The sequence below is a fragment of the Pseudovibrio sp. Ad46 genome (genome assembly GCF_001623065.1).
In the GTDB taxonomy this organism is placed as follows: Bacteria; Pseudomonadota; Alphaproteobacteria; order Rhizobiales; family Stappiaceae; genus Pseudovibrio.
This window is the reverse complement of the sequence record NZ_LMCG01000049.1, coordinates 173,290-193,529: the sequence shown is the minus strand read 5'-3', so window position 1 is coordinate 193,529 and position 20,240 is coordinate 173,290. Positions and strand designations below refer to the sequence as shown.

At 52.4% G+C, this 20,240-nt stretch carries 23 protein-coding genes; 16 read left to right on the top strand and 7 right to left on the bottom strand.

The features are described 5' to 3' along the window. Positions 1-62: 62 nt before the first annotated feature. The 3 genes from PsAD46_RS14035 to PsAD46_RS14025 all read left to right on the top strand — a co-directional run bounded on the left by PsAD46_RS14035 (position 63) and on the right by PsAD46_RS14025 (position 2,816). On the top strand, positions 63-773 hold the full coding sequence (locus PsAD46_RS14035) for an ABC transporter permease (protein ID WP_057465985.1): 711 nt from the start codon (positions 63-65) through the stop codon (positions 771-773). Beyond that, positions 770-1,687, top strand: coding sequence for an ABC transporter permease (locus tag PsAD46_RS14030; protein ID WP_063288311.1), 918 nt, complete (start codon positions 770-772; stop codon positions 1,685-1,687). Before PsAD46_RS14035 ends, PsAD46_RS14030 begins: the two co-directional genes overlap by 4 nt. 247 nt (positions 1,688-1,934) lie before the next feature. Continuing rightward, complete coding sequence (locus tag PsAD46_RS14025; protein WP_063307180.1) at positions 1,935-2,816, top strand: NAD(P)-dependent oxidoreductase; 882 nt, start codon at positions 1,935-1,937, stop codon at positions 2,814-2,816. Between the two features lie 64 nt (positions 2,817-2,880). Here PsAD46_RS14025 and PsAD46_RS14020 read toward each other — a convergent pair whose 3' ends face one another. From PsAD46_RS14020 to PsAD46_RS14010, 3 genes are all read right to left on the bottom strand, one after another. After that, a complete protein-coding gene (locus PsAD46_RS14020) occupies positions 2,881-3,372 on the bottom strand; it encodes an Lrp/AsnC family transcriptional regulator (RefSeq protein ID WP_057465982.1) in 492 nt (163 codons plus the stop codon). A gap of 234 nt (positions 3,373-3,606) precedes the next feature. Continuing rightward, positions 3,607-4,140: a uracil-DNA glycosylase family protein gene (locus PsAD46_RS14015; RefSeq protein WP_082831097.1), complete on the bottom strand. Its 534-nt coding sequence runs from the start codon at positions 4,138-4,140 to the stop codon at positions 3,607-3,609. A gap of 80 nt (positions 4,141-4,220) precedes the next feature. Further along, positions 4,221-4,865, bottom strand: a complete 645-nt coding sequence (locus tag PsAD46_RS14010; protein WP_082597167.1) for a glutathione S-transferase — start codon at positions 4,863-4,865, stop codon at positions 4,221-4,223. A gap of 204 nt (positions 4,866-5,069) precedes the next feature. Here PsAD46_RS14010 and PsAD46_RS14005 point away from each other — a divergent pair, with 204 nt between their 5' ends. The 3 genes from PsAD46_RS14005 to PsAD46_RS28375 all read left to right on the top strand — a co-directional run bounded on the left by PsAD46_RS14005 (position 5,070) and on the right by PsAD46_RS28375 (position 7,468). Continuing rightward, positions 5,070-6,620, top strand: coding sequence for a HAMP domain-containing sensor histidine kinase (locus tag PsAD46_RS14005; RefSeq protein WP_275496398.1), 1,551 nt, complete (start codon positions 5,070-5,072; stop codon positions 6,618-6,620). Positions 6,621-6,667: 47 nt separating this feature from the next. Then, a complete protein-coding gene (locus PsAD46_RS28380; RefSeq protein ID WP_208981844.1) occupies positions 6,668-7,024 on the top strand; it encodes a GFA family protein in 357 nt (118 codons plus the stop codon). An 87-nt stretch (positions 7,025-7,111) separates the two neighbouring features. Further along, positions 7,112-7,468 (top strand): GFA family protein, encoded by a 357-nt coding sequence (locus tag PsAD46_RS28375; RefSeq protein ID WP_208860398.1) that lies wholly within the window; start codon positions 7,112-7,114, stop codon positions 7,466-7,468. A gap of 166 nt (positions 7,469-7,634) precedes the next feature. Here the strand turns inward: PsAD46_RS28375 and cobT are convergent, their stop codons facing one another. Beyond that, on the bottom strand, positions 7,635-8,663 hold the full coding sequence (cobT, locus tag PsAD46_RS13990; RefSeq protein ID WP_063293179.1) for a nicotinate-nucleotide--dimethylbenzimidazole phosphoribosyltransferase: 1,029 nt from the start codon (positions 8,661-8,663) through the stop codon (positions 7,635-7,637). 301 nt (positions 8,664-8,964) lie between these two features. Between cobT and PsAD46_RS13985 the strand changes: the two genes are divergently transcribed. From PsAD46_RS13985 to PsAD46_RS13975, 4 genes are all read left to right on the top strand, one after another. After that, positions 8,965-9,783, top strand: a complete 819-nt coding sequence (locus tag PsAD46_RS13985) for an adenosylcobinamide-GDP ribazoletransferase (protein WP_063307178.1) — start codon at positions 8,965-8,967, stop codon at positions 9,781-9,783. A gap of 155 nt (positions 9,784-9,938) precedes the next feature. Continuing rightward, positions 9,939-11,111: an alpha/beta hydrolase gene (locus tag PsAD46_RS13980; RefSeq protein WP_063307177.1), complete on the top strand. Its 1,173-nt coding sequence runs from the start codon at positions 9,939-9,941 to the stop codon at positions 11,109-11,111. Positions 11,112-11,151: 40 nt separating this feature from the next. Further along, the gene (locus PsAD46_RS27650; protein ID WP_275496397.1) at positions 11,152-11,373 is read left to right on the top strand and encodes a DUF1289 domain-containing protein; all 222 of its coding nucleotides are present in this window, start codon (positions 11,152-11,154) and stop codon (positions 11,371-11,373) included. After that, positions 11,358-12,056: a TIGR02281 family clan AA aspartic protease gene (locus PsAD46_RS13975; protein WP_063307176.1), complete on the top strand. Its 699-nt coding sequence runs from the start codon at positions 11,358-11,360 to the stop codon at positions 12,054-12,056. Before PsAD46_RS27650 ends, PsAD46_RS13975 begins: the two co-directional genes overlap by 16 nt. A gap of 78 nt (positions 12,057-12,134) precedes the next feature. Here PsAD46_RS13975 and PsAD46_RS13970 read toward each other — a convergent pair whose 3' ends face one another. Together PsAD46_RS13970 and dusA are read right to left on the bottom strand one after the other, a co-directional pair. After that, positions 12,135-12,956 (bottom strand): sulfite exporter TauE/SafE family protein, encoded by an 822-nt coding sequence (locus PsAD46_RS13970; RefSeq protein WP_063288305.1) that lies wholly within the window; start codon positions 12,954-12,956, stop codon positions 12,135-12,137. 135 nt (positions 12,957-13,091) lie between these two features. After that, entirely contained in the window at positions 13,092-14,138 is a 1,047-nt protein-coding gene (gene dusA / locus PsAD46_RS13965; protein ID WP_063307175.1) for a tRNA dihydrouridine(20/20a) synthase DusA, read from the bottom strand. Between the two features lie 247 nt (positions 14,139-14,385). On the opposite strand from dusA, the gene PsAD46_RS13960 reads away from it, so the two are divergent. Next, positions 14,386-14,631, top strand: coding sequence for a hypothetical protein (locus PsAD46_RS13960; protein WP_057465949.1), 246 nt, complete (start codon positions 14,386-14,388; stop codon positions 14,629-14,631). 101 nt (positions 14,632-14,732) lie between these two features. On the opposite strand, the gene PsAD46_RS13955 is transcribed toward PsAD46_RS13960, so the two are convergent. After that, complete coding sequence (locus tag PsAD46_RS13955; RefSeq protein ID WP_057465948.1) at positions 14,733-15,089, bottom strand: helix-turn-helix domain-containing protein; 357 nt, start codon at positions 15,087-15,089, stop codon at positions 14,733-14,735. A gap of 213 nt (positions 15,090-15,302) precedes the next feature. On the opposite strand from PsAD46_RS13955, the gene PsAD46_RS13950 reads away from it, so the two are divergent. From PsAD46_RS13950 to PsAD46_RS13930, 5 genes are all read left to right on the top strand, one after another. Beyond that, positions 15,303-15,587, top strand: coding sequence for a putative quinol monooxygenase (locus tag PsAD46_RS13950; RefSeq protein WP_063307174.1), 285 nt, complete (start codon positions 15,303-15,305; stop codon positions 15,585-15,587). 427 nt (positions 15,588-16,014) lie between these two features. Further along, complete coding sequence (locus PsAD46_RS13945) at positions 16,015-16,485, top strand: cupin domain-containing protein (protein ID WP_084404411.1); 471 nt, start codon at positions 16,015-16,017, stop codon at positions 16,483-16,485. A gap of 11 nt (positions 16,486-16,496) precedes the next feature. Then, a complete protein-coding gene (locus PsAD46_RS13940; protein WP_063307227.1) occupies positions 16,497-17,984 on the top strand; it encodes an NAD(P)/FAD-dependent oxidoreductase in 1,488 nt (495 codons plus the stop codon). A 302-nt stretch (positions 17,985-18,286) separates the two neighbouring features. Continuing rightward, positions 18,287-19,777, top strand: a complete 1,491-nt coding sequence (locus tag PsAD46_RS13935; RefSeq protein WP_063293184.1) for a hypothetical protein — start codon at positions 18,287-18,289, stop codon at positions 19,775-19,777. Positions 19,778-19,974: 197 nt separating this feature from the next. Continuing rightward, positions 19,975-20,211 carry a hypothetical protein gene (locus PsAD46_RS13930; RefSeq protein ID WP_057465945.1) on the top strand — a complete coding sequence of 79 codons (237 nt, stop codon included), beginning with the start codon at positions 19,975-19,977 and terminating at the stop codon, positions 20,209-20,211. Positions 20,212-20,240: the final 29 nt, after the last annotated feature.

The window sequence follows — 20,240 nt, the reverse complement described above, 5'->3', positions numbered from 1 at the left end:
ATACACTCTGACGGCGGGACCAGTTTCCCGCCGTTCTAAAAAGAATAGGGGCAATCCCCGTAATGAATGAAATTTTCACACTCTTGTCCTTTGGGGACATGGGCTGGGGCGATGAGATAGCACTTGGCGTTGTTATGACCGTCTCCCTTGCGTTGGCAAGCCTTCCCATTGGCTTGCTTTTGGGGTTTCTGCTGGCGCTTGCGAAGAAGTCCGAAGAGCCTTCTCTCCGCGCTGCAGCCAACATTTACACGACAATTTTTCGGGGACTTCCCGAGCTTCTAACCCTTTTCCTTGTCTATTACGGTGGTCAGATCCTCATTCAACAAGTGCTTGCGCTGTTCGGGGAATTCTATTTTGAGGTGAACGCATTTCTGGCAGGGATGATTGCCCTGTCGCTTGTGTTTTCCTCCTACGCTTCCGAAGCTTTCCTTTCTGCCTTCCGCGCAATCAACAAAGGCCAGTATGAAGGCGCGAATGCGCTCGGTCTGGGATACGTGCAGACCATGCGCCTGGTTATCCTGCCGCAGCTCGTCCGCCTGTCCTTGCCTGCGCTGAGCAATCTGTGGCTCATCTTGCTGAAAGAGACTTCTCTGGTCTCCATTATTGGTCTGGCGGACATTATTCGCTATTCCAATATGGCAGCGCGGACCACCAAAGAACCGTTCCTGTTCTTTTCGGTTGCTTGCGTGATTTATCTCGTTCTGGCTGTAATCTCTTCCGGTGGCATTTCCCGCCTTGATGCATGGGCGAAACGCGGGGAGATCTCCAGATGAGTGATGCATCTATCGGCGCTCCGGGAAGCTACGTTCAATCTCAGGCCATTCAGGCGAAAGCCCCTCCTCCGTCTCCGACATCCCGTCCGTGGACGCCAACGCGTATTGTCGGCACCACCTGGCTGACACTTTGGATTGTCAGCGGACTGGGCATTGTATGGTTCCTGCTGAATTCAAACAGCGTTGCATTGGTGTTTGGCGGCGAAGGTCTGCTGCCTGTTTCTCTCACCCACAATGCGAAGTTCTTGACCAAATATGGTGAGAAATTTGTTTCCGGCTTCATCATTACGCTGAAGCTTGTTGGTGTTTCCATGCTGCTGGGCGTTCTGCTCTCCATTCCGATGACCTTCATGCGGATGAGCAAGAACCGTGTTCTGGGCGGCATTGCGTATGGCTACGTCTATTTCTTCCGCGGCACGCCGCTGCTGGCGCAGGTGTTCCTGATTTATTATGGCGCGGGTACGTTCCGTGAGCCACTGGAATCCGTTGATCTATGGTGGTTCTTCCGTGATGCGTGGAACTGTGCTGTTCTAGCGTTCACGCTGAACACAGCCGCTTATCAGGTCGAAATCCTGCGCGGTTCCATTGAGAACATTGCGAGAGGACAGTGGGAAGCTGCGTCTGCGCTTGGTCTTCCGAAGTGGGTGACTTTCTGGAAAATTATTCTACCGCAGGCTCTGATCGTCTCTCTGCGCCCTTATGGTAACGAGATTATTCTGATGATCAAAGGCTCTGCGATTGTAGCGATCATCACCATCTACGATCTGATGGGTGAAACGCGTCGCGCGTTCTCACGGACCTATGACTTCCAGGCGTATGTTTGGGCAGCGATTGCCTATCTGGTGATGGTGGAGACATTGCGCCGGGCATGGGACCGTATTGAGGCTCGCTTGACGCGCCACCTAAAAAGATAAGCCAATAGGCCGAGACGAATACTTGAAAGCGCGGGTCCAAAAGCCTGCGCTTTTTTCATTGGTACACCTAGAGCACGTTGCGTTCAGTAACGCTCACGCATCGCGCTCTGGCATCTTTGGTGGAGCGAATTCCTGTTGTTTGGTTGAATACAATAAAACGGAACGCGCGCTCGTGAATTTACGTGGTATCTGCTGGTGAAACTGGTAGTGTTGCTGCGCTCTGATTCAAGATAATAAGGATAGTCCGATGGCAAAGGTCGCGTTTATTGGTTTGGGTGTTATGGGATACCCAATGGCGGGTTTTCTGGCCTCACGTGGTGGGCATGACGTTACCGTTTACAACCGGACAACAGCCAAAGCAGAGGCATGGGCCAAAGAATACGATGGCTCCTTCGCTCTGACCCCTCAGAAGGCAGTTGAGGGCTGTGACGTTGTTTTTGCTTGTGTTGGCAACGACAACGACCTGCGCTCCGTCACGACCGGCGAGAACGGCGCCTTTCACGGCATGAAAGCTGGCGCTATCTTCGTGGACCACACCACAGCTTCTGCTCAGGTGGCTCGCGAGCTGGATGAGGCAGCGCGTGCGGGGGGATTTTCCTTCCTTGACGCACCCGTCTCAGGTGGGCAGGCAGGTGCTGAGAATGGCGTTCTGACCGTTATGATTGGTGGTGAGGAAGACGTCTTCAACCGCGCAAAACCGTTCATCGATTGCTTTGCAAAGTTTGCCGGTTTGATGGGTCCTGTTGGCGCTGGCCAGCAGACCAAGATGGTCAATCAGATCTGCATTGCTGGTCTGGTGCAGGGTCTGTCTGAGGCAATTCATTTTGCGCAGAAGTCCGGCCTTGATGTTGAGAAAGCTATTTCAGCAGTGCGCGGCGGAGCGGCACAGTCCTGGCAGATGGAGAACCGCTGGGAGACCATGCGTGACGGTGAGTTCGAGCATGGCTTTGCAGTGGACTGGATGCGCAAGGATCTGAAGATCTGCCTTGAGGCAGCTGACGAGGTTGGCGCACGCCTGCCGGTGACAGCACTGGTCGATCAGTTCTACTCAGAGGTTCAGGGCATGGGCGGTAATCGCTGGGATACCTCCAGCCTGATTGCCCGGCTGAACAACGCCGACAAGAAGTAAGAAAACACAAAGCCCCGATCATATGACCGGGGCTTTTTTAGTTCTCAGCTTTGCCTAACAAGTCCTATGACATGTTCGCTTTTGGCTTTTCAGCGATGATGTAGGAGAGCGGCAGTTCGGTGGTGTACTTGATCTGCTCCATCGCAAATGACGTGGACACGTCTGCGATATTTACCTTTGCAATCAGCCGCTTATAGAAATCGTCGTAGGCATCAATGTCTGGAACGGCAACGCGCAGCAGGTAGTCTACCTGTCCGGCCATGCGGTAGAATTCCACCACTTCTGGGAACTCTCGGATGACATCTGCAAATTTGCGGAGCCAGTCGTCGGTGTGTTCGTTGGTGGTGATGGCGACGAAGGCGGTGACTTTGGCGTTGACCTTCTTTGGGTCAAGCACTGCAACGCGGCGGGTGATGACGCCGTCTTCTTCCATCTTCTGGATACGGCGCCAGCATGGGGTGGTTGATAAGCCGACGCGGCGACCGATCTCAGCTACGGGAATGGTGCTGTCTTCTTGTAGAATGGACAGAATGCGACGGTCGATCCTATCGATCATATTATACCCCTATCTCCCACCGGAATTATTGTTTGGCGCAAAATCATTGCAGGAAGCATAAGGTCATGTGAAATGTTATTCCAGCTTCAAACAGCAAGATTTATGCAGGAATATAGGTTTTCGTTCTACGTATAATTAAATTCATGAAATTTATTTTCATCAAGATGGATTTTAGCGGGAGCCAAAGAAAACCGTTCTCATAATTATAGGCACATAAAAAAAGAATCTCTCAAATCAGCTCAAAAGACGGCTTACTTCTTCTTTCAGGAGCGGAAGCAGCTCGTTTTCGAACCAGGGATGCTTTTTTATGTGTGCATTGTTGCGCCAGGAAGGATGAGGGAGCGGAAGAACGCGAGGGCCGAGGCCCTGGGCGTGGCGCTCGACTGTCCTGTCCCAGATTGATCGAAAATCAGCAATTGTTTCCCAGAGGCGTTTTTTGGTCAGCTCGGGCATGTGGTAGGCCTGTGCGTAGCCACCTATTGCCAGCAGCGTTTCAATCTGTGGCATATTGCTGAATATTTCTTGATGCCAGGTCTTCTTGCATTCCGGCCTCGGCGGCTTGTCGCCCCCTTTTGAGTCCAATCCCGGAAAACACAGGCCCATGGGGATAATTGCAAGTTTGGCGGGGTCGTAGAAGACCTCTTCACCTATGCCCATCCAGTCGCGCAGGCGATCTCCTGACGGGTCTGTAAACGGTTTGCCAGAGGCGTGGACGCGCGTTCCCGGTGCTTGACCGCATATGGCGATACGTGCCGTTGAGGACAGCACAACAACGGGCCTTGGCTCGTGAGGCAATGGCTGGCGGATGGGCTGCTCTACACAAACCCTGCACGCAGCAATGCGCTCTCTTAAGCGCTGGAGGTCTCTTTCATCACCTGAAGGGCTGCCTGCACGCCCGGACGCTCTGTCATCTTTGCATACCATCTGCGCAGATTACCAAGTTCCTCAGGGACTTGCAGCTTAATTACGCGAGCAAAGTTGATTGCTGCGAACAATGTGATGTCAGCGATTGAATACCGGTCACCGGCAACAAACTGATTGTCTGCCAGTTGCCTATCAAAAATGGCCAGTGTCTCCAGAACTTTAGGTCTGTTCGCCTCTCCCCATTCCTTGATCTGCGGCTGCTCCAGTGGAGCCATGGCCGGATTGGTGTGGCGGAATACCTGAGAAATCTGGTTTAACAGCCTCAGATCAGCGCGCCGGTTCCACATCTCAATCAGCGCTCTTTCCTTGGCCGTCTGGCCCAGCAAAGGCTTGAGTGGGTTCATTTCTTCTATGTAGCGACAGATGGCACAGCTTTCAGATATCGCTGTTCCATCCTCCAGCACGAGCACGGGCAACCGCTGGAACGGATTGATCGCTTTAAACTCATCTGCCTTCAATTCGCCATGCATGAAATCTACGTAGGCAGTGTTAACCTTAACGCCCTTCTCAGCAAGGAATAGAGTGACGCGAAAAGGGTTAGGTGCTTGCCTATGGCTATAAAGTTTCAACGGTGCCTCCCAACAACCACGAGCTGTTGCCCCTACAATCTAAAAGAGAATCTGTCCCAAAATGGGGCAAAAACCTAGCATTTTTTAGACCCTGTAAACTCAACATTAACCTTATGAATCAGAGCAATCTTAAGAGATCATGTTCATTCTGGTCAAAAGAGCAAGTATCCCGTCAATCTATTGGCACACAGAGGCCGAGAATACATGAACAACGGATCGTCGCAGAATAGTAAGGACAAAACAACTATTAATCGTGCCCGAGCAAATCGCCGGCGCGAGGTTGCACGTACCGTAACGGATGCTCGCGAACGTCTTGGCACCGTTGAGGGCGTGAGACCCAGTTTTGAAGCTGATCTTATTTTGATGTTCGTGAAGAACAGATTGTCCGTGGCCTACGCCATGCCGATGATCGCCATTGTGGCTGCGACCATCTCAAGTGTATGGCTTCCTGTGGAAGTGGCCGGAGGCTGGCTAGCCGCCATGCTGATCGCTCACTCCCTTATTCTTCTTTCTACAAAACGAATGGAAAAAAGCTTAGCTCAGGAAGGTGATCTGTGCTCAATTCGCAGAGAACTTTTCGCTGGTGATATGCTCTATGGCATTGTTTGGGCTATCTTTTTCATCGGAAACCTGCAGTTCAACACGGATTACGGGTTTGGCGTTTTCCAGTTTGCGACCATGCTGATTGTCATTGCCATGGCGACCATGTTGTCGTCCCCTCTCCCCGGCGCTTTGCTGGCTGCCACGGCCCCGATTACGGGGGCACTGATCTTTAGTTTCTGGCAGTATGACAGCATGCCTCATTACGCGATGGGGATGATGGCGATAGGAGCGCAGCTGTTCTTTTATATCCTCAGCAAACAGCTGCATAACTCCGCTTTGACCTTGCTGGAATACCGTGCAGAGAAGGACCATCTGATCTCCGAGATGGAACAGGTGAATGCAATTTCTCAGGAAGCGCGGCGGCGGGCTGAGGAAGCAAATCTGGCTAAAACACGTTTTCTTGCGACAATGAGTCACGAATTACGCACACCTCTGAATGCGATTCTCGGGTTCTCTGAGGTGATGAAGGACGAAGTTCTTGGCCAGATGCATAATAAAACCTATCTGGATTACTCCAAGGATATCAATCAGTCTGGTGAGCATCTGCTCAATCTGATCAATGAGATTCTGGACCTGTCGCGCATTGAGGCAGGCCGTTATGAGTTGCAGGAGGAACCAGTCTGTCTGCGTGACGTGGCAGCGGCCTGCAAGCACATGATGCATATGCGGGCGGCGGCGAAGAACATCGAGATTCATGAGATCTACGAGAGTGGTCTGAGCAAAGTCTGGGCCGATGAGAAAGCCCTGCGCCAAATGGTGTTGAACCTTTTGACCAACGCCGTGAAGTTTACGCCTCCTGAGGGGGAAATCTCAATTCATGTGGGCATCGACAATTCAGGCGGTCAGTACATCAGTGTAAGCGATACAGGTACTGGTATTCCTGAGGAAGAGATCCCTGTGGTGCTGCAGGCTTTTGGTCAGGGCACGCAGGCTATCCAGGATGCGGAGCAAGGCACCGGCCTTGGCCTTTCCATTGTGCAAGCATTGGCGCATATGCATGAGGGCGAGTTCAAGCTGGCCTCCAAACTGCGTGAAGGAACGCAGGCGACAATCTCGCTGCCAGCCAAACGCGTGCTGAGCCATATCGACCCGATCCCCACACCAGACCCGAGTACACGCAAGGATAGAGAACCCTTGCTTCGTGCTGGTTAAGGGTATACGTTCCTAATTTGTTCTAGGTGCGTATATTGGGGGGATGTATGCTTCGTGGTTCATGCCATTGCGGTGCAGTTAAATTTGAATTTCGTGAAAATCCAGAATGGCTGACAGAGTGCAATTGCTCTGCCTGTCGTCGTTACGGCACTGTTTGGGCGCACGGATCACCCAGGAATGTGAGCATTGAAAAAGCTCCTGATGCGACATTCACCTATATTTGGGGTGATAAGATGATCGCGTTCCATACCTGTAAAACCTGCGGAAACACCACTCACTGGTCCGATCTGGACGAGGATTATGACCGTATGGCAGTCAACACACGCCTTGTGCCGATTGAGGATGTGAAAGACATCCCCATCCGTCATTTTGATGGCGCTGATACGGGGCAGTTTCTGGATTAAACCCATTCCCTTTTCATCGTGATCCTGCACCCTGCTTTGCTTTGGGTTTGCGGATCGACGCTTCTATTCATTTACCGGGAGAAACACATGTTACGTGGCTCATGCCATTGCGGTGCAGTTAAGTTTGAATTTCGTGAAAAACCAGAGTGGCTGACGGAGTGCAATTGCTCTGCCTGTCGTCGCTACGGCACCATCTGGGCGCATGGTTCGCCCAAGAACGTGAGTATTGAGAAAGAGCCGGACGCGACCTTTACGTATTTGTGGGGCGACAAGGGCCTTGAGTTCCATACCTGCAAAACGTGCGGGAACACCACGCACTGGGCACCGGTTGATCCTGACGGGGATAAAATGGCGGTGAACACACGGCTGGTGCCTGCTGAGGATGTGAAAGACATCCGTGTACGCCACTTTGATGGTGCTGATACGTGGCGCTTTGTCGATTAGCGCAGCTCATCAAACCAACGTTTGCGTTGCTATGTGCGTTGGTTTGAAAGGAAAGCGTTTTTCCTGCGTTATTTGCTGAAATTGAAAAAGGCCGCCTCAACTCGTCTGAGTGAGGCGGCCTTTTTTTCAATTTATTCCCCTCCTCGGCGGAGGGGCTATTCTCAACTTAGTCCTGAGCTGCAACGCCTGCATCAGCGAAGGTCGCCATACCTGCATGCGTTGCTGCTGCTGCTTTGATGATGCCAGCTGCGATGGCTGCACCGGAACCTTCACCCAAACGCATGCCCAGATCCAGAAGAGGCTTGCCACCCATCTCGGTCAGAGCGCGGCGGTGTGCAGGCTCAGCGGAGGCATGAGAGAACACACAGTGCTCCAATGCGGTTTTATCCATCTTGTAAAGGATGGCAGCTGCGGCGGAGGTGACGAAGCCATCAACAACGACAGGAACCTGCTGCATGCGCGCTGCAAGAATAACACCGGCCATTGCTGCGATTTCGCGGCCACCGATCCGGCGCAGAACTTCCAGAGGCTCAACTTTGCCCGGTCCGCCGATCCGCTGCACAGCTTGCTCAACAACGGCAATCTTGTTTTTCAGCGCATCACCCTGAACGCCAGTGCCTGGGCCAACCCACTCTTCTGCAGTGCCGCCGAACAGTGCGTAGAAGATGGCAGCGGCCACGGTGGTGTTTGCGATGCCCATTTCGCCAAGGCAGAGCAGATCCGTCCCGCCGGAGATCGCTTCCATGCCGAAGGCCATAGTTGCTGCGCACTCGGATTCTTCAAAAGCGTCTTCCTCGGAGATGTCCGGGGTTGGCATTTCGAGCGCCAGTTCAAACACTTTGAGGCCAAGGTCATAGGCAATGCAAAGCTGGTTTACGGCTGCACCGCCCGCTGCAAAGTTGGAGACCATCTGTGCGGTCACTTCTTTCGGGAAAGCAGAAACGCCTTTGTCAGCAACGCCATGGTTTGCGGCAAACACAGCAACCAGTGGGCGGGTGACTTTTGGCATTGGCATGCCCTGCCAGGCTGCCAGCCATTCCACCAGCTCTTCCAGACGGCCCAAAGAGCCTTGAGGCTTCGTCAACTGCGCATCGCGTTTCTTCACCGCCTCAATCGCTTCAAGGCTTGGACCGGGCATTGCGCCCACCAGGTTTCTGATATCATCGAATGGCAGTGCAGACGTTGCAAGAGACATACGCTTCTCCGAACTTAAAGCAGTTCTCATTCAGGTTGGATCAGTTGAACTGCTTTAGCTTTTGTTTCCGCGCATCTTTAATCCGAAAACCGATTTCCACTTTTCGGAGATACGCATTAGTTGACCCGCAAAATGAATTTTTGCGCCTTCTTGTTTGCGCAGATCTATAAGCCACTGGAGGCAGAATACAAATGAGACTTATCAACTATTTGTGGTTTCCACGGCTTTGCAAACTACAAATTGTTGTTCTAACTGAATCCAGCGGTATTTCATGCCTGTTTCATTTCTGTGAGAACCCATCATGTCCGACGACAAACATTCAGAAGATTCTCTTCCCACACCTTCCTCCATTTTGGCCGAGGTGGCGGAACTGGTGCGCTTCTTCTCCCGCATTCCCCTGCCGAAACTTGGGAGCTGGGATGATTTGAACACAGCACCGGATTTTCGTATGCGCGCACGCAGCATTCCGCTGGCGGGTATTGTCATTTCACTGCCAAGCATGCTGGTGTTGCTCATACTCTCCCAGAGTGCTCTGTCGCCTGCCATTATTGCGCTGCTTGCGGTTGCTGTGGCTGCAGCTGTGCAGGGCTGCCTGCATGAAGACGGCCTTTCTGATGTGGTTGACGGGTTCTTTGGAGGTCATACGGCTGAGCGGCGGCTTGAGATCATGAAAGACAGCCGTATTGGGGCTTTTGGCACTGTGGCACTTGTGCTTTCCCTGAGCCTGCGCTGGCTGCTGCTTTCCATGTTGCTGGAGAGGTTTGGCGGCATGGGCGCGGCGCTTGGCTATCTGGCAGCGGAAACGACTGGCCGGGTTGGGATGATCTGGATCTGGAACACGATGCCACCTGCTTATCATGGCGGACTATCCACCCGCTTTGGCATCCCCCAGAACAGTGCCGTCTCCTGGGCCGCGGGCTTTGCCTTGCCACTGTTGGTCATCAGCTTGTTCTACCTGAGCTTCTGGCAGGTGGCGTTTGGGGCAGCATTCAGCTTTGTAGTGGTCGGCGCCTTAGCAAAACTGTCTCTGGCAAAAATCAAGGGCATCACTGGTGATGTTTTGGGGGCTGCGCAACAAGTTGGTTCACTGGGCTTCCTGCTGGGCGTCCTTGCTCTTTAGAGCCTGCTGCATGTTCTTGCCTGAAAACCGGAGCGGCGCTTTTAAGAAACCATCATTGTGCAATCTTTTGCTAGCATTTTAGCTTTATTCTACGCGCATTGATTGCCTAGAACACGTTTGTCTTACTGATTGAACCTTACGGGCTCGGAGAAATCATGAAGCTTTCTTTTGCTTGCGCACTGTCTGCATTAAAACGCGCTGCCACTGTTGCACTGGCCGCTGCCGTCCTTGCTGGTTGTGCCTCCCGGCCCGGACCAGATGCCTTGCGCGTTTCTTTAGAGGAAGCGCCGGGGACCAGAGAAGTCAGCATGCTCATCGCCACCACACGCGCACGCTCTGACGTTCCTCACCAACTTTACTCTTCAGAACGCTCTGAAGGCGTGGACTTTGGGTCGGCAACCATCTCCATTCCGCCAACCCATAAACCGGGTCGGATTGCATGGCCTTCGTCCCTTCCAGGCGACCCGAACACTGATTTTGTGGTGCGCCAAGCCTCTTACATTGATGGCAATGCCGCCTTTCAGAAAGAGATAAACCGCGAGCTTGCAACCCGCACCGGGAAAGAGCGTGAGGCAGTGCTGTTTATTCATGGGTACAACACCCGCTTTTCTGAAGGTGTTTTCAGACTGGCGCAAATGGCAGCTGATGCAAAAGCAAACCGCTTGCCCATTTTGTTCACCTGGGCCTCAGCGGGTTATCTCACAGACTATATTTATGACACCAACAGTGTTGCCATTGCGCGAGATGGACTGGAGAAAGTCCTCATTGATCTGACCAATTCCAATGCGCAGCGTATCACCATTGTGGCTCATTCTCTTGGAAACCTGCTGCTTCTGGAGACCTTGAGGCAAATGGAGCTTCAGGGCAAAGGGCTTTTGAAGAATAAAAAAGTCACCGTTGTCATGGCATCTCCTGACATCGATATTGATGTTTTCGAAACAATGATTACCTCTCTTGGGTACAGAGCAAACCCTATTTTCGTTCTGGTCTCGCGTGATGACCGGGCACTGCGCTTCTCTCGCAGGCTTGCGGGTGGTAAAGCGCGTGTTGGTGATGTGGAAGACGATGAAAGGCTGACCAAACTTGGCATTGTTGTTATTGATCTGACAGAGGTTGAGTCACAAGATTCGATCAACCATGACAAGTATGCGCAGCTTGCTCAGTTTGGCCCTCAACTTGTGAAGGCGCTTGAACAGGGCAAGCAGAACAGAAACAAACAAGGTATTGGCGGGCGCCTTGGCAATGCCGGACGCAGCTTTACCGAGTTCCTTGGCCACACAGCCAAGATTGTGGTGAGCACACCCGGATCAGTTTCAACGCGCCCTTAAGACGCGCGTTGGAGCCCCAGCGATTTTGTAGGACTTTATTTTGTCAGTCACTTTAGAACCACCCGCCAGCCCTTGTTTAAAACTGTGTAAGCTGGATGAAGACCGGAGGATGTGCGTGAGCTGTTGGCGCCTTTTGAGTGAGATCGCCGGATGGGGTTCCCTCTCCACGCAAGCTCAACATGATGTGCTGGCAAAGCTCCCTGCCCGGAAAGCCAGATTTCTCACAGTAACACAGGAGGATGTGCAATGCGCTGGACGATAGGCCTTGTCATCCTTATTGGCGCAATGGTGATTGGCGTTGCGACTGGTTACCTTGGAACACCTGAGTTTTTGGGCGATAAGTTTCAGGAGGACGGGCCGCGCCTCGTTGCCCTGCTCGCCATGGGAATTGTGATTGGGATGGGCGTGCTCATCCGCCGCCCGAAATTTCGCGAAGTTTTTGGTGCAGTCGCCTTCTGGGGTGGCCTGGCTCTGCTGCTGATTATCGGCTACTCGTACCGCTATGAGTTGATGACCGTTCGTGACCGTGTGATGTCCGAGCTGTTCCCCGGCTCCATTTCGCAAACAGCAAGCGGCGAACTGGTGATCTCTCGCGGCATCAACCATCAGTTCTTCATTGATGCGCAGGTGGATGGCACCTCTGTCGATATGCTGGTGGATACAGGTGCCTCCCATATCACTCTGTCTTATGGCGATGCCCGCCGGGTTGGCATCGATACGCAAAACCTGTCCTTCACAACACCGGTTTCGACTGCCAACGGCATGGGTTTTGTGGCCCGTGTGCGCTTGCAGGACATGCAGATTGGAGACTGGGACCTAAACGATGTGCCTGCCTTTGTGGCGCAGGAGGAGATGCTCTCCACCAGCTTGTTGGGCATGAGCGCCCTGAACACGTTTGCCAGTTGGCGCGTGGAAGGCAATCAGCTGATCCTGAAGGCTCGCTAAACAATCATCTGATGTCAGATAAAAGAAAGCCGCTGACATCACTGTCGGCGGCTTTTCTTGTTTCTACAAGGGGCTGGCTTACAGCAGGCTGAAGGTGAACCGGGCGCAAGCGATGAGCAGGAAGACACCGAACGCGACTTCCAGCTTGCGCTTTGGCAGATTGTGCGCGAAGTGCGCGCCCAGTGGAGCCACATAGATTGTGATTGGAATGATCAGCGCCACGGCCAGCAGGTTGATGTAGCCAACAGAGAACGGTGGAAGATTGGGAGCCCCCCAACCTGCGGCGACCATGCCAAAGACCGCCGGAATGGAAATCAGCACTCCAACACCAGAGGATGTTGCAACGGCCTGATGGATCGGGCGGCCAAACAAGGTCATGAAGGTGTTATTCATAACGCCGCCGCCGATGCCCATGAGCGTTGAGAAGAAGCCTATCAGCACGCCAATGAGCGCACGCACCGGATTGCCCGGAATATCGTTGCCCAGCTTCCAGCTTTCACGGTTGAACAGCATGCGCATGGCGACCACGAACGCGATCACAGCAAAGATGCCCTTGAGCGTATCCCCTGAAACGAGCGCAGCAACATAAGATGCCAGCAGCACGCCAATAGGCACCGGAATAATCCAGCTTTTCAGCAAGGACAGATCCACAGCGCCCTTCTTTTTATGCGCGAAGAAGGACCGTAGAGACGTTGGGACGATCACTCCCAGAGAGGATGCCACCGAGATGTGGACCACGACGTCAGGATCAACGCCCACTTCCGTTAAAATGGTCACGAGAACCGGCACAAGGATCGCGCCGCCTCCGATACCAAACAATCCTGCCAGAAAACCTGCTAGTGCGCCGGAGGCAACCAATGCCGCTCCGAAACCCAGCATAGACGCTGTAATCATGTCCATGCTGCCCCTCCTCAATTCCAAACAAATTTTTCTACACGTACCCTTGTCCGAAAACTAGCGTCCATTCTTCGGGAATACGCATCCCTCAAGCGCACTCTTGTCCGAAAACCGGTAGCCACTTTTCGGGAGTGCGCTTTAAATCAATGCGGCCTCTTTTTGCTCGCGTGCTTCGCGCATTACACTTTGATGGTGTAATACGGCGGCCAATGCATCTTCCAGCACCTCAATGCCAGCGCCTGTCTTGTTTGCATCCACCGTCATGATACGGCGGAAATGACGAGCACCAGGAACGCCTTGGTATGTTCCTAAAATATGGCGGGTGATTGACGCCAGCTTTGTGCCAGCGCTCAGTTCATCCTCAATATAACTGCGGTAAAGGTCCATCGCCTCAACAGGAGAGATTGCAGCAGTTTCTTTTCCGTAGACCACGCGGTCCACTTCAGCCAGCAACATCGGGTTTTGATAGGCTGCGCGGCCCATCATGACGCCGTCCAGCATTTCCAAATGCGCTGAGGTCTCTTCCAATGTGGCTACACCGCCGTTGACGCCGATAAACACGTCCGGCAAGCGCTGCTTCAGGCGATAGACAAGGTCATAATCCAGCGGCGGCACATCGCGGTTTTCCTTCGGGCTCAGGCCTTTCAGCCAGGCCTTGCGGGCATGCACCCACAGTGCGTCCGTGCCAGCTGCGATGACTTTATCTGCCAGCGCATTCAGCGCTTCCTCCGGCTCCTGAGCATCCACCCCAATGCGGCATTTGGTGGTGACGGGAATAGACACAACATCCTTCATGGCAGCAATGCCTTCCGCTACCAATTCAGGTTCCAGCATGAGGCAGGCACCAAACTTGCCGGACTGTACCCGGTCAGACGGGCAACCCACGTTGAGGTTGACCTCATCGTAGCCCCAATCTTCCACCATCTTGGCGCACTCGGCAAGCGCTTTGGGATCAGAGCCCCCCAACTGGCAGGCAACTGGTTGCTCATCTTTAGAAAACCGAAGATGACGGTCCCTGTCGCCATGGATCAAAGCGCCAGTAGTGACCATCTCAGTATAGAGCAGCGAGTTCTTGGAAAGGACACGATGAAATGCACGACAATGCCTATCCGTCCAGTCAAGCATCGGCGCGACTGCAAAGACAGGTTGGTTGATATTATAGAGTTTTTTTGTTGCTTCAGTCATTCATGACGGTCTCAAACTGCCTCAAGTCGCAGTCTTTTGCCCTTTCTGCACCAAATTGGCAAGTCAGCCCCACCAGAAACGTAGGAATGGACTGCTATGACGGAATGAATGGGGCATCACTTTTGGGCTGCCGTCCTTATCAAACATCACCGGGTCCTACCCTCTCCACACACAACATTGTGGGGTGTGAGTGATTGTGGGATCTGGTAGGGTTTTGGGTGTGTTTGGAATGGAGAAAGGCTGAGATATGGGTGGTGGTGTGACACAACCGGAGGCTTCGCGGTCTTTTCAGGAGTTGGTGATCCTGGGCGTGCAAGTGCTGCTTGGGGTTGGGTTTATGGTGTTTAGTGCCTACGTGTTTTATGAGGCGGCGCTAGCGCTTTATAAGCTGGATCTGGTGCGCATGGTTGGTGCTTATTTCCTGTTTTTCTGCACGGTTGGGCTTGGGCCGTTTTTCTGGCCATTTTCATGGCCGTTTGGTGAGGGCCATTAAAGAAGCCAGATTACCCCTACGCCATATTATGTCTTATGTTTTGAGCGTATCCCGGCTTGAACGCCATGTTCATTCTGGTTGATATGCTCTTTCTTCGTCGTTCAGGCCTCTTCCTTTTCCCGTACAGCATGATCGATGCCCCAATCGCGCAGTGCGGTGATAATAGGGCGGAGAGTTTCGCCTTTTGGTGTGAGTGAGTATTCTACGTGAGGCGGAACCACAGCGAAGACTTTGCGGGAGACCAGACCGTCGGTTTCCAGCTCTCTCAATTGTTTGGTCAACATACGCTGAGTGACTGTTCCGACTTGTTTTTTCAACTCGCCAAAGCGCTGTGTCCCTTCCATCAGATGGTAGAGAATAACGCCCTTCCATTTGCCGCCAATCAGCTCCAGTGCAGCTTCTACCGGACATCCCTGACTGCAATTGTATTGCTCGAAGCGTTGGTTTTTATCACTCATATTATCTCCTGAGAGCAGGTTGCTTTCATATGCATTCAAGCAACAGGCTCTAAGCCTTTTTTGCACGTACTCTTATCCGAAAACCGGAACCACTTTTCGGGAGCACGTCATAGTATACTTCTTGTACCTATAGGCCAAAATTGTGCGTACTTGTTATTAATATAGCGACTATATAGGTTTTCTGCCAGCAAAACAAAAGAGAGGATTGCTCCTATGACCTTGACCATCGTCGCCAACATCCATGCCGCTAAGGGCAAGGAAGATCTTGTGAAGGCAGAGCTTGAGAAGCTGATTGCGGTAACGCGCGCTGAAGCTGGTTGCCTGCAATATGACCTGCACGTGGATGATGAAAATTCTGGTCACTTCATGTTCTATGAGAACTGGGAGACCCGTGAGCTGTGGCAGGAGCACATGAATGCCCCGCATCTGGCTGCTTACATGGTGGCAACAGAGGGCGCCGTTGACGCGTTTACTGTGAACGAGATGACACGCATCTAACAGCTGCTACGAGTATTTTGCAGAGTCTTTCCAATGTTGTGAGGGCTCTGCATAATTTTATCGCACATTGTAAAAACCGAAACCTTCTCAGACTAATCCCAGCAAATCCCGCTGGTTACCTCCTTCCCTATGCGTTCTACACTTTTCATTTCATCCTCCAAAATCGATAGTTTGTAGAGCCCCACAACATTTTAAGCTTGAACTATCTCCCTTCGCAGATATCATTGTTTTAAGTTAAAAAAAGAATCTATCCAGACTAGGTAACTATTTACCTCGCAGATGCGAGATAAACCTAACCAACGCCGCCTGAGTGCCTAGTATTTCTATGTATTCATGACGGAGGTATTGCGGGGATAGATTGATAATTTTTCAAAACAAATAATCAGAGCTAAGCAGCCACTTTATTCTATTGATGAGGAGGGAAATTATGTCTGATCAAGTCTTGATGCCGGAAGGTGCTTTGCAAGGTGTGACGCTTGTGGGGGAAGGCCTTAATGACAACACCAGCTGGAATGTTGTTGGCCATACATACACACCTAAAGTGCTGACCGAGAACGTGTTTATCTGGCATGCAACTATTCCGGACGGGACCTTTGTGCCACCGCACATTCATCCAACACAGGATGAATGGATCACAGTTTTGACTGGTGCGCTTGAGGTGGTGTTTGGGGAAGCTTGCCACAAAGCGGGACCGGGAGACACAATCAGAATGCCACGCGGAATTGCGCATGGGATCTTCAACCGCTCCGGCGATGAAGCAACCTGTGTGTTTGGCGTGGCCCCTTCCCGCAAGCTTTATGATCTGTTTGAGGCCCTGGACGGCGTAACAGATCCAGAAGAGCTTGTGCGCATCTCTGCCTTGCATGAAGTCGACTTTTTACCGCCACCAGCGGAATAAAGGTGGCTGACATGGTGAAGAAGAAGAAAGTTGCTGTCATTGGCGGCGGCGTGAGCGGTCTTGCGGCTGCCAAAGCCTTTGACGAACGTGGGCACCGGGTGTTCGGCTATGAGCGCACCCACGATTTTGGCGGGGTCTGGGAGCTTTCCAGATCCTATCCGGGGGTGCAGACCCAGTCTCCAAAAGATCTGTATTGTTATACGGATCATCCTATGCCCAAGGAGTATCCGGAATGGCCCAAGGGGCCGCAAGTGCATGCTTATCTGCATTCCTACGCTCGCAAGCACAAGCTGCATCGGTTGTTTCAGCTGAATACGTCGGTCCTTTCCATGGACCGCCGGGAGGACGGCCAGCCAGGATGGACACTGACGCTCGATGCTGCGGGGCAGGTTCGCAAAGAAGACTTCGATTTTGTCGTCATCTCAACGGGACAGTTTTCTGAAAAGAACATTATCAGCCATCCGGGACAGGACAGTTTCGAGGCGCAGGGCGGACATGTCATGCACTCATCCGACTATACCGACCCCACTCTTGCTAAAGGCAAACGGGTGGTGGTGCTGGGTGGTTCCAAGTCGGCAACAGATGTGGCGGTGAACGCGGCGAAAAACGGGGCGTCTCAGGTGACATTGGTGTATCGTGAACCAGTGTGGCGGGTGCCGTACTTTGTGGGCGGCATCAACTTTAAGCGGCTGCTTTACATGCGGGCACAGGAGTTGCAGTTCAACAGCTGGGGCAGAAATCCGCTGCAAAAGGCAATGGCTGCGATTGCTAAACCGTTGATTTGGGCGAATTTCCGCGGTCTTGAGATGTTGCTGAAGCTTCAGTTGGGGCTGAAGAAGTGGGATATGGTGCCGAAAGTGCCGATTGAGAAGGACATTTCCTGCTCGATTCCCATTGTCACCCCAGGACTGTTTGAGGGGTTCAAGAGCGGCGTTATCAAGCCGGTTCAAGGCACGATTGATCATTATGAAGATGGTCAGGCAGTACTGACAAGCGGCGATAAAGTGGGCTGTGATGTTTCGGTGCTTGCTGTGGGGTGGAAGCTGGGCATTCCGTATCTGGCAAAAGAGTTTCGTGACAAGCTGATTGAAGAGGACGGGCAGTATCGGACCTACCGTCTTTCTGTAAACCCTGACCTGCCAGAAATGGGGTTTGTGGGCTTCAATTCCAGCTTCTGCACGGTGCTTTCTGCAGAGATGATTGCCAACTGGCTGGTGCGCTATGCGGATGGGCAGCTGGAGAAGCAACCAACGGATGGACAGATGCGTCAGAATATTGATGAGATGCTGGATTGGCGGCGCGATGACCGACCTGCAGCTCAGGTTTATGGCGGATTGTGCTCAGCTCCATTCCACTTCAAGCATTTTGACGAACTGCTGGAAGATATTGGAGCGGCCAAACGCAAGCGCAGTAATCCTGTTGCGGAGCAGTTCTCTTATCCCAATGCGCAAGCCTATGGGGGTTACCTTAAGTCAGCTCCGCAGTATCTTGCACAATAACAACATCGTGAGACACCGTCATCTGTTAAGCCTGTAGCGCTAAATGGTTGTTTCTCGCGTATAATCTCTAAATGTCTCTCCAGTGCCTTCAGTTTTGCTGAAGGTGCTGGAGAACCACCTTTAAACGGTGATCAGCGGCGTTTTAATCAAACCACTTGCAACATAACAATGCCGATATAACCATTGTGATCTTTGTGAACGCCCCTCTCAACATTTTATCGATTATTTTAAACCCCATGCAACACGGCCCAGACATTGTCGTGAGATGAGAATAAATGGTCATCTGTCTGAGGAGTGTGTCGATGCTGGGTGGTGCACAACAACAACCTGAGAGTTCAGGAAATCAAGACGAGCTGAGCTGGGCGAAACGCGTATGTCAGCATCTTGGTATCGATTTTCCTGATAGTGTGCAGCAGGCTGAGCAAATAGAAGCCAGCATGCCCAAGGCTGATGTGCTGAGCGTTGCTGACAACAAAGCCGTTGAAGCATCGATGGCGCAGATTGCTTCTGATAGTCCGGCAGCACACAAGACAGCTGACAGTCTGATCAAGAGCATTGTGACCGTGTTCACGCGGCTTGAAGGTGACGACGAGCTCAAAGGTATGATGGATGCCATGCAGGCTTATACGGGCGACAATCCGAAATACGGTGTTGTCGGTCAGCTGGGTGCTGGTGGTTTTACCAAGATTGTCGACGGTGCCAAGAAGGGCAAAGAAGATAGCGACGTGACAATCCGCGAAAAAGGCACGGCCTATTTCGATTTGTCCAACTCCCCCGCTTTCCGAAAGGCCATGGAGAAGATCTATCACTCCCCCGAACTTCAGGAGAAGATGAAAGACATCATCGACATCGATTACTTGCACAGCTTCAAGTTTGGCCGCCCTCGTGGCGCTGGACCGGACAGCACTGCTCCAGATGAGTTGAAGCTTTACACTTATCGGAACGAGAACAAGCAAAACGCCTCGGAGAACCCAGAGCTCTACGGCGAAGTGCCGGGCAGTGACCAAGTTGACGGACCCGTTCCGCAGAATGATGCACTGGCAGGTCAGAGCCTGACAGCGAACCAGCGGAAGTATCGTGAGCGCGGCAAGAAAGGCGGCGATGGTGCGTGGGCAACGGCTGCTGATCTGGAAGCGAACAAACGCCTGACAGAACGCGAGATTAATTTTGCGAAGACCAACCCGCGTAATCGGCACGACAGAGAAGACTACCAGTTCAAAGAAAACAAACCTGTCAAAGCCGGTGAGATGCCGAAGGACAAGGTTATTGTTGAACACCAGCCCGGTTTTTCTGTTTGGGATGTTAAAGACGGCACAGGCTTTGCCAAGGATGCGGACCTGCACAACAAACCAACCGTTGCTGGTCCGTCCGGTACCACAGACCGCTTCCTCACCGGCATTCGCCTGCTGGGTAAAGGGGTGATGAAGGAACTGGGGCTGGAAGGTGACAATGCCGAGAACCAGGTGAAGGAACTGGGCAGATGGCTGGCGACCGGATATCTGGTTGGCGATGAGCACCACTCTGCTGTTGAGGTAAACCTGGGTGCTGCCAACCACGGTTTGAAGCCTCAATGGGGGTCTGATCTTTATACCGAACCGTTCTCCGAGCCGATCAAGGGCAAGGGCTTTGAGATCTCCAGTGAGGCAGTTGTTGATCAGCTTGAGACTAAGCTGGAAACAGCCGAAGAGGATGCCGTGAACAGAGACGCCTACCGCTTCGATCTGGAAGGCGGTTCCAAAGGTACGGTCTCCCCAGACGGTAAGGTCAAGGCGCCACCAAAACCGAGCAGATAATCTGGTTTTCCATGCAAGACATCGCTTAAGACGTGGTGTTTGGGAACAGAAAATTTCATCAAAAAATGAGCAGCCCAACCCCGTGTTTGGGCTGTTTTCATGCCCTCTCAGATTTAATCCTTAACATCCGTTAGGAGAATTTTAATGGAATCATTTCACAATGAGAACATAGTAAGAACATCGGGTGTTAGATAACTATGTCCAAGAAGTTTCAGTGGCGACAGCTTTGGAGAAATGTTCCGGATCACACTGTAGGGACAGGCGTTCTCAATACCGAGATGAGCATGCGGGTTCATCGCGAAGGTGATGATGAAGCCCGTAAGCCATGGCGGTGGGAGCTGCATCACAATGGTGTTGTGTGCAAAGGAGACGTCAACGACAAGGTTGAGGCCATGCAAAAAGCGCAGGATGCTTATATCGCTTACCTGCGCTAATCCTTAGTTTTTCAATTTGGAGCGCTTAT